We start from the raw sequence: 9,840 nt of genomic DNA, 5'->3' as shown, positions 1-9,840 counted from the left end.
TGGGTTCAAGTCTATGCCAATACACCCGTACTGAATTGGTCTAGATACCTGTTTGACTGGTGCTGGAGTGAATTGTACCGCCACACACCATTTGCCATCCTTCCGGTAGAAGTGCCAGGTTTTAGCGCCCTCTGCTGGCAGTCGGTTAACATTCCGATGAAAATCTCCAATTTCAGATGAGACATACTTGCCGAACTTATCCTCCAGACAGTAGGGAACCCGAATTTTAATTGTTTGTCCATTCCACTGGCAATTTTGATTACCACAGGCTTCGGTTGCGGCTCCTACCACATAAGCTTGTCCTTTGGGTATAGTGACCCTAATGGGAGCCGCTTTCAGGTACTCGAGCTGTAATTGATAGTGGTTTAGCTTGCGCTTTTTGTGGTGCAGTTGGAAGCGTAGGTTCTGCCAGTTAGTATCCCGGTATTGGATAGACACCGAGAGCGGAAACTGACAGCCAGTTTGACTATTTTGCCAGTTTTTCCTACGGTAAAATTTACGAGCATTCTTTAGCTGGCGTTCTGTCTTTTTGAGCCACTTCTGACAAGATTTGAATTTGGCAGTTAGCACCTTGACGTGGCGTTGACGGTTAGCCGACGCAGCATCCACCGCCCCTTGGCTAAAAGCTATCACTCCATTGGCGTGGCGCTTGTTTATCCCGTATGTCTGCTGTAAATGCGTATTCCATTGAGACTTGTTGAATTTATTATCCCAGAGGAGATGATTAGCTGTCTCACATACGCAGACATGGAATATAGATGAGTATTCAGCTAGGAACATTTCCAATTGAGTTTTACCCAATGGGTTTAACTCAATTGCTGGGGTGGGAAGTCCTTTGCAGTATGTGATGGTAGCCATTGATTCGACCTGTCAACGCAACTTCGGGTATTATATACAATGACAGCCAAAAATGTTTCCGACTAAAATATCTACTCATTTTTGAATAGACATGAGTAGGTATGATCAGGGATTATGTTACAGTTTCTAACCCTTAAGCTTACCTCCCTTCGTTGTGCCACGAACGATGAACCATCAACCATCAACCATCAACCATCAACTATGAACGTGAAATCTCCCGTACCTCAGTTGGGGGATGAGTTTAACGCCGGAATGCGACCATTGACATAGTAGTCTCGGGTTCCTTTAGCATTAAGAGCTTCCCCTAAGCGATTCAACGCATGAACATAAGCGGCGGTTCGCAGAGAAACCGCTAACTCTTTGGCAATTGACCAAATATATTGGCTTTCTTCCACCATTTTCTGCTTTAGATTTTCATGCACTTTTGCCATTTTCCAATAGAGTCCACTGCGGTTTTGCACCCATTCAAAATAGCTCACTGTCACCCCACCCGCATTGACTAGAATATCGGGAAATACGAGAATTCCTTTGCTGTCTAAAACCTTATCCGCTTCTGAATTAATCGGACCATTGGCGACTTCAAAAATATAGCGGGCGCGGACATCGTTAACATTCTCCTGGGTAATTTGATTCTCCAACGCCGCCGGAATCAGAATGTCTACATCTAAGGCTAAGAGTTCGGCATTGGTTAACTGTTCATGTTCAACAATATTACAAACCGTGTCTTGACAGTAAACCGCTTGCAGACTTTGACTGGACATTTTATACCGACGAATACTGGGAATATCTAAGCCTTTTTTGGCATAAATTCCGCCTTGAGAATCACTGATGGCAACAACTTTATACCCCGCTTTAGCCAGGAGTTCTGCCAATACCGCCCCGGCTTTACCAAATCCCTGAATCGCGATTGTCGTGTATTGGGGAATTAGATCCAGTTTAGGTGCCATGGCTTCAATCACAAAGTAAGCCCCCGTCGCGGTTGCGACATCGCGCCCCACACTTCCACCCATGGTGATGGGTTTACCCGTGACGACAGCGGGACTAATTTGACGCCGGATGATGCTATATTGATCCATCATCCACCCCATAATCATGGCATTGGTATAAACATCAGGGGCGAGAATATCCACATCCGGTCCAATAAAATCGGCGATCGCGTCAATGTAGCCCCGACTGAGGCGTTCGAGTTCCAGTTTGGATAAGGCTTTAGGATTAACCGTAACTCCGCCCTTGGCACCACCAAAGGGTAAGTTTAATACCGCACATTTAAATGTCATCCAAAAGGCGAGGGATTGAACTTCATCCAGAGTCACGTTGGGATGATAGCGTACACCGCCTTTTCCGGGTCCCCTGGTGTCATCATATCGAACTCGATATCCTTGTACTATGGTTAATGAGCCATCATCCATGCGAACCGGGATGGATACACTCAGGCTCATTTTGGGATGCTTTAAGCGTGCGATCGCATCTTCGGAAATCGAGACATGTTTCATCGCCGCTTGCAATCGGGTGCCAGCATCAACTAATAATGAATCAGACATTCCATTGTTCCTCATCAGGGATTGAACGAAAATTAGAGAGAATTTCATCGCCAGACAAATCGCCCCCTAGACTTGGAGTTAAACCAGGAAACTCAATCACCAGCACAGCGTGCTTGGCGATTCAAGTCTCTAATGTCCAGACTCCAGCGCCAGTTGAGTAATTTTGGGTTTGAATTAAGCAAAACTTATATATAGGCGCGATCGCGCTTATCGATGAACAAAACAACGGCTTAATCTCTCCTTGATCTAGAAAAGATTAAAGTCGGTGCGACTTGTCCTTACTACGATTATTTCACGGGATTTGATTAAATTGCCAATAACGTGTAGTTTTCGTTACTTTTTTAACATAAAGTTTACATTGCGCTTATAGTTGCGCTGTCTTCGCCAGTATAACGTTGAGGTTATATCAGAGCATTTTTTTTAACTCCTGATTTAGCACCTTATACCCACTGGGATTGATATGTAACGTATCGTAAATGTACTGAGTCGTCAGAATCTCTTTAGGAATTCCCCGTGGGCGCTATGAGTCAACCCGACAGCAAACGATTCCCGTTGTGGGCAATCCTCACGCCCAAGCGGTGCTGGCGCAAGACCAAGCTGTAAGTTCCGAGAATGTTTATACTGATCCACAACTAAAGGGGGCGAATCAGCTTTGCCGTCAGATTGGTCTTAAATCCATGCTTTCGGTGCGTACTTCGTATCAGGAGCAGACCAATGGTATTATTTGCCTGCATCAATGCGATCGCTTCCGTCAGTGGAGTAACGATGAAATTGAACTGTTAGAAGCGGTGGCGGCGCAGGTGGGGATTGCGTTAGCGCAAGCGCATCTGTTGGAACAGGAACAGCAACGGCGGGAAGAACTCACCCGGAAAAACCTCACCCTGCATAAAACCAAACGGGAAGCCGAAGTCGCCAATCGCGCCAAAAGTGAGTTTCTGGCGATGATGAGCCATGAAATCCGCACGCCGATGAATGCAGTGATTGGCATGGCGGGGTTGTTATTGGAGACGGCATTGACGCCGCAGCAGCGAGATTTTGCCAATACGATTAGTAGTAGTGGGGATGCGTTGCTGACTATTATTAATGATATTCTGGATTTCTCGAAAATCGAATCCGGTAAATTAGAATTAGAGGAACATGCCTTTGATGTGCATGTTTGTGTGGAGGAAGCCTTAGATTTAGTCGCCTCTCAAGCGGCGGCAAAGGGATTGGAACTACAATTTACGGTCAGAGATACGGGAATTGGGATTCCCCGCGATCGCATGAATCGGTTGTTTAAACCCTTCTCTCAGGTGGATGCGTCGATGACGCGCAATTATGGTGGCACAGGTTTGGGGTTAGCGATTAGTAAGCGCTTAAGTGAACGGATGGGGGGGCGCTTATGGGCAGAAAGTGAGGTGGGTAAAGGTTCGACATTTTCGTTCACGATTGTGGTGCAATCCGATCCCAATTCGGTGACAACGGAGTTGGATTCCTCTCCACCAGAGTTACGGGGGAAACGGGTATTGGTGGTGGATGATAATGCGACCAATCGGCAGATTATCAGGCTACAGGCACAGTCGTGGGGGATGGAGGTGCTCACCGCAGAATCGGGAGAACAGGCGCTGAAGTGGTTAGCTGACGCCGAACCTTTTGATTTGGCGGTTTTGGATTGGCAAATGCCAGAGATGGATGGGTTGACGTTAGCCTTAACCATTGAGGCATTACCGCATCGGCAACAGCTTCCCCTAGTCATGCTCAGTTCCGTGGGGCGACAAACCCCCAAAACTGCCGAGGAAACTGCCAACTTTGCCGCGTTTCTGACTAAGCCGATTAAACAGTCCCAGCTTTATAATGTGTTTATCGCCATTTTAGGACGGAGACGGATTTCGGTGCGTCCGGGCGATCGCTCATCAGGACGGCTTGAGGCTGAGTTTGCCCAGAGGCTACCCTTAAGCATTCTGCTAGTCGAAGATGTGGTGGTCAATCAAAAGGTGGCTCGCCAGATGTTGCAGCGCTTGGGATATCGCACAGATGTGGCGAACAATGGACAAGAGGCGCTGGAATTTCTGCGTCGTAAGTCCTATCAGGTTGTTTTCATGGATGTGCAGATGCCAGAAATGGACGGATTGGAGGCAACTCGCCGCATCCGGGCTGAATGGTTGTCAGCTTGCCAACCCTGGATTATTGCCATGACGGCTCATGCCATGCAGGGAGACCGAGAACAATGTTTGCAAGTGGGCATGAATGACTATATCAGTAAACCGATTCGACCGGAAGCCCTGGTTCAAGCTTTAACCACTTATGATCAAGTGCTGGATCAAGAAGGTAGATATAGCATAAGGGATCATTCAGATGAGGACGTATCTGTGCCAGAAATAACCTCAGACTCCAGTGCTACCCCCGCTTTGGATCGGCAAGTGCTGCAAGATTTAAGAGAAATTGCCGGAGACGATTATGAGGGGTTAATCGCGGAAGTGATTGACAGTTATCTGGAAGACTCCCCACCTAGGGTACAAGCGATTCGGAGTGCGATCGCTCATGATGATGCTAATGCTTTGCACCAATCTGCCCATGCATTGAAATCATCGAGTCTAACGATTGGAGCAACGGGTTTGGCGAAACTGTGTGCTGAGTTAGAAGCGTTGGGTTGCACGGGAAACCTAGAGCCTGCTTCCATCCTGATTTCCCGGTTTGATGCGGAGTATGAGCGAGTGATCGCCGCGTTACAACAAGAGCATCCGAGGAAACTATGATGAATGAGCCTGACTTTCACCGTGACCCGCCCCTAATTTTGATTGTGGATGATGAAAAAACCCTACGCCTAGTGTTGCGTCGGGCGATGGAACAGGAGGGGTATCAGGTGTCAGAAGTGGGGAATGGGCATCAATGTCTGGCGTTTTGCACCGAACAGTTACCCGATATTATTTTGTTGGATGCGATGATGCCCGTGATGGATGGGTTTACCTGTTGCGCTCAGTTACAAGAACTATTTGGTCAGAAATGCCCACCGATCTTGATGATTACGGGACTTAATAATCAGGAATCCGTAGACCGAGCGTTTGAGGCTGGCGCTACGGATTATATCACGAAACCGATTCATTGGGCGGTGCTGCGGCAACGGGTGCGGCGGTTACTGCATACCCATTGGGTGATGGCAGAGTTACATCGCAAAATTGAGCAAGAACGGGTGCTGAAGGCGAAGTTAGAGGAAATGAATCAGGAGTTGCAACGGTTGGTTGATTTGGATGGGTTGACTCAGATTGCCAATCGTCGGGCTTTTGATGAGGCGTTGCAGCAGGAGTGGAAACGATTGGCGCGGGAGCAAGCACCCCTGTCGTTAATTTTGTGTGATATTGATTTTTTTAAGGCATATAACGATACTTATGGGCATCAAGCTGGAGATGAATGTCTTAAACAAGTGGCGGATATTTTGCGTAAAGCGGTGAAGCGTCCAGCAGATTTAGTGGCTCGATATGGGGGGGAGGAATTTGTGATTATTTTACCGAATACATCCCTCAGAGGTGCCATGCAGGTGGCAGAATCGATTCGGTTGAAAGTCAAGTCTCGGGCGATTGTGCATGAGGGATCTTTGGTGAGTAAGTTTGTCACCTTGAGTTTTGGGGTAGCTGGCGTGATTCCGCCGCCAAAAACAACTCCGGATCGGCTAATTGCTGAGGCAGATCAAGCGCTGTATAAAGCTAAGGTAGAAGGGCGCGATCGCGTGGTAGGAAATTTGGTTGAGGTTTGATTGTTATTTGTCATTGGTCATTTGTCATTTGTCATATTAAATTCGTTAGCATTGGAATTAGGCACTGCCCATCCGTATCAACTTTAACCACAAACCCCTCACCCCCAGCCCCTCTCCCACTCTGGGGAGAGGGGAGCAAGAAGGAAACGGTGTTCTTTTGCGTGATGCTAGAAGTGTCTTTATACAGCAAATTGCAGGTAAATGAAGTACACCTATATAGTGATACTAATTGATCAGGGGGAAAATACTTTACCTCACGAACTTGTAATACGCTGTATGATGGTTTCCCAACTCCGTTTCCCTTTATTCCTCTCAATATTTACCCCCTTTCAAAGGGGGATAGGGGGGATTTAAATATCTTAAACTAAAATTAATTTTACTCACTTTCCAGAACTTCTAATGTCAAAATACCCTTTCGTTTCTTTACGATTAGTTCCATACTATCTAACCACTGAGAACCGATTAAAATATCAGGTAGTCCTTCTCCAACGTGAACGGGAATGGTAAACTCTTGGTTATCGATCATTACCGTTCCTGCGTAGAGGTCAAAAAGCTCATTACCTCGCGCCGTTTTCATATCGATTTCATAGGCGATCGCAGACCACTGTAACGCCTCGATATCCTGAGCGTTAAGCGCTAGCCAACCTGTCGTAAAACCCGTATCGAGAAGTGCTTCAACGGCAAAATGTTCGCCATTTGCGGCTATCAGTTCAATCTCAAAGAACAACTCCCCATTTTCACCAAACCTGCCTACAATCATATCGTACCGCAGGTTCCGGTTTCATTGAGTCGAAAGATTGTTAACTTAACATCAGTATTGACATAACGTTCTTGTCCTTTTTGAATCACTCCTTCTAGTTTGGGGTCAATTAAATAGTCGCCACTATCGGGTTCTATGGCAATGAACCAATTGTAGTATTGTTCAATCAGTTCCGGGCGAAGTCGTTCAAAAATAACTCGGCAACGCTTGCCCAGTTCAATGCGTTTCGCTCTGCGTCTGGCTAATTCTTCTGGCGGGATGGTATATTCTGGGAATATCCGTCCCCGTCTTACTTGGCGCTTCTGTGGTAAGGATGTCATGTTGATAAGAGAATGTTACATTAGGGATTATTGTAATTGTATTGTAGCTAAATCTGTCCCAGTAAATTCAGGGGGGTGTCGTGCGATCGCGTGTTAATAAAAGTGTCCCCTATCTGTTTTAAATGCCACTCCATAAGCTGTCATACATTTAAATTGGGTATGAGTAGCGATCAAGATGCTCGCCCTACAAGAATGCTCGCCATCATCATAAAATTGCACCTCAATTCCAACAGCACGAGAAATCCACACAGCATGATCCAACAGTGCGATCGCAGATTTTGTCGGGTGCATTAATGAAATGTAACGCACCATGTATAGCTAAATCATTCCCCCGCCAAGAACTCAAGTTCTTGGCTCAAAGCGCAAGTCGTCTAAAGACGACTCGGATTATTATAGAAACAACCCCAAAAGTTAGACACGTCTGTCTGCATTGAAACAATTAACGGAGTTTAGTTGATGCCCTAATCACCCTGGCGACTGCTATATCCAGTCAGCTTTAGCTGACTTGAGCTTTAGGTTCCTTGGGTTTAAACCCAAGGCGGTTGCTGTTAACCCCATCACTCCCTCTGTCTTTTGCGATACCATAGTTAGCATCTCCTGCCTCAATTGCCCCATGGATGAACAACGCCAACAAGCCTATCTAACCCTGATTAATACCCTATTAACCTGTCCCAGTGGTGAGGAAGGGCAGACATTACAGGATAACGCCGAGTTCGTTGATGCCGGGTTAGTGGCAACCATGGCACAGGCGGCGGAAGTGTTAGCAGAGAGGGGCGATGAAAATGCCGCGCAGTTTTTAGTCGGAATGGCGAATCAGTTAGGGGAGTTTTTGGGATTATCTGACTCAACGGCTACTCCTGAAGCCCAACTCGACTTTTTGCTTGAAGTATTACAGGCAACTTTAGATAGTAGAGGTAATCCGCAAGTTGTCTATCCCCTCCTCCAGGAAAACCTGCATCTATTGAATGATAACTTTGCCCGGATATTGTATGACTGGGCAACTGCAAAACTGGCAGAAGTGGAACCCGAACAAGCCCAAGCTATTGCCGCCGTTATTGGTAATTTCAGTAATCTGATCCAGCAGTTTCCTTTAGGGAATCAGGCAAATAATCTGGAAATCGCGATTACGGGTTATGAAGTGATGCTAACTATCTTTACCCGCGAGAATCACTCAGAAACCTGGGCATCAATTCAAAATAATCTGGGGAATGCCTACCGTGACAGAATCCGGGGAGAGAGGGCTGAGAATATCGAAACTGCGATCGCATCCTATCAAGCCGCCCTGGAAGTTAGAACCCGTGACGCCTTTCCTAGCCAATGGGCAATGACGCAAAATAATCTGGGGAATGCCTACTCTGACAGAATCCGGGGAGAGAGAGCTGAGAATCTCGAATATGCGATCGCATCCTATCAAGACGCTCTGAAAGTTCACACTCGTGAAGCCTTTCCTAGCCAATGGGCAACCACGCAAAATAATCTGGGGCTTGCCTACTCTGACAGAATCCGGGGAGAAAGGGCGGAAAATATAGAAAGTGCCATCGCATCCTATCAAGCCGCCCTGGATGTCTACACCCGTGAGACGTTTCCCCACAAATGGGCAACCACACAAAATAATCTGGGGGTTGCCTACCGTGACAGAATCAGGGGAGAGAGGGCAGAGAATATCGAAAATGCGATCGCATCCTATCAAGCCGCCCTGGAAGTCTACACCCGTGACGCCTTTCCTAGCCAATGGGCAATGACGCAAAATAATCTGGGTGCTGCCTACTCTGACAGAATCCGGGGAGAGAGGGCTGAGAATATCGAAAGTGCGATCGCATCTTATCAAGCCGCCCTGGAAGTCAGAACCCGTGAGGCTTTTCCCCAAAACCATATCGAAACCCAATTTAACCTGGGACTTGCCTACCGAGACGCCCCACAATTGGACAACGCCTATCATGCCTTTGCCGCAGCGATTGATACCGTTGAATTCCAGAGAGTCGAGATTAGTTTAGGTACGGCTAATGATGCCGATAAACAGAAACTCGCGGAAGAATGGAATTCACTCTATTCCAATATGATCGAAGTCTGTCTGGAATTAGCAGACAATACCCAAGCCTGGGAATACATCGAACGCAGCAAAACCCGTAACCTGATCGAACTCCTCACCAGCCGCAGCCTTTACCCTGACGGACAGATTTCTACCCAGAGACAAGAGGAATTACAACAGTTACAGGAAGCAATTTGGAGTGAACAGCGACGGTTAAATCAGCTACAGGCGGCTGGGGAACAAAAGTTATCGGAAAAATCGATAACTCCAGCAGAGATAGACTACAGCCATATCAACCAACTGCGCCAGCGTTACAACGAACTTTATCCCTATAAACCCTTAAAATTTGACCAACTCTCCCCACTGATTGATAAAAATACGGCAATTATTGAATGGTATATTTTCGATGATTGCTTCCGTGCGGTGATTATTACGGCTGAACCCCCCCTAGCCCCCCCTTATCAAGGGCTACGGTGTACACACAAGTGGAGTCTGAGCAAGTTTCCACCCCAGGAAAAGCGACTCAAACTTCCGCAAACCCTTGACGAGAGTGGGCATTCCTGGAGGACGTTGGGAACGATAACCCGACCATCCTCCCAGGC

The 9,840-nt window shown here is 47.0% G+C and carries 6 protein-coding genes and 2 pseudogenes; 3 read left to right on the top strand and 5 right to left on the bottom strand.

The features are described 5' to 3' along the window. Both RIG27_RS20500 and RIG27_RS20495 read right to left on the bottom strand, forming a co-directional pair. Positions 1-858 (bottom strand): annotated as a pseudogene (locus RIG27_RS20500) (hypothetical protein); the annotation flags it as partial. 224 nt (positions 859-1,082) lie between these two features. Next, positions 1,083-2,399 carry a Glu/Leu/Phe/Val family dehydrogenase gene (locus RIG27_RS20495; protein ID WP_446348197.1) on the bottom strand — a complete coding sequence of 439 codons (1,317 nt, stop codon included), beginning with the start codon at positions 2,397-2,399 and terminating at the stop codon, positions 1,083-1,085. Positions 2,400-2,893: 494 nt separating this feature from the next. Between RIG27_RS20495 and RIG27_RS20490 the strand changes: the two genes are divergently transcribed. Further along, positions 2,894-5,134, top strand: a complete 2,241-nt coding sequence (locus RIG27_RS20490) for a response regulator (RefSeq protein ID WP_446348201.1) — start codon at positions 2,894-2,896, stop codon at positions 5,132-5,134. Next, positions 5,134-6,129, top strand: a complete 996-nt coding sequence (locus RIG27_RS20485) for a diguanylate cyclase domain-containing protein (RefSeq protein ID WP_446348199.1) — start codon at positions 5,134-5,136, stop codon at positions 6,127-6,129. The genes RIG27_RS20490 and RIG27_RS20485 overlap by 1 nt, the downstream gene beginning before the upstream one ends. Positions 6,130-6,505: 376 nt before the next feature. Here RIG27_RS20485 and RIG27_RS20480 read toward each other — a convergent pair whose 3' ends face one another. From RIG27_RS20480 to RIG27_RS20470, 3 genes are all read right to left on the bottom strand, one after another. Further along, positions 6,506-6,889 (bottom strand): aspartyl protease, encoded by a 384-nt coding sequence (locus RIG27_RS20480; RefSeq protein WP_446348195.1) that lies wholly within the window; start codon positions 6,887-6,889, stop codon positions 6,506-6,508. Continuing rightward, positions 6,886-7,209 carry a hypothetical protein gene (locus tag RIG27_RS20475; RefSeq protein WP_446348193.1) on the bottom strand — a complete coding sequence of 108 codons (324 nt, stop codon included), beginning with the start codon at positions 7,207-7,209 and terminating at the stop codon, positions 6,886-6,888. The genes RIG27_RS20480 and RIG27_RS20475 overlap by 4 nt, the downstream gene beginning before the upstream one ends. A gap of 93 nt (positions 7,210-7,302) precedes the next feature. Further along, a complete protein-coding gene (locus RIG27_RS20470; RefSeq protein WP_446348191.1) occupies positions 7,303-7,521 on the bottom strand; it encodes a hypothetical protein in 219 nt (72 codons plus the stop codon). Between the two features lie 301 nt (positions 7,522-7,822). Here RIG27_RS20470 and RIG27_RS20465 point away from each other — a divergent pair. Then, positions 7,823-9,121: pseudogene (locus tag RIG27_RS20465) on the top strand (tetratricopeptide repeat protein); the annotation flags it as partial. Positions 9,122-9,840: the final 719 nt, after the last annotated feature.

Source organism: Coleofasciculus sp. F4-SAH-05 (assembly GCF_040222985.1).
Classification (GTDB): Bacteria; Cyanobacteriota; Cyanobacteriia; order Cyanobacteriales; family Coleofasciculaceae; genus Coleofasciculus; species Coleofasciculus chthonoplastes.
Note: the sequence above shows the minus strand (reverse complement) of the source record. Positions and strands in the feature narration are given on the sequence as shown.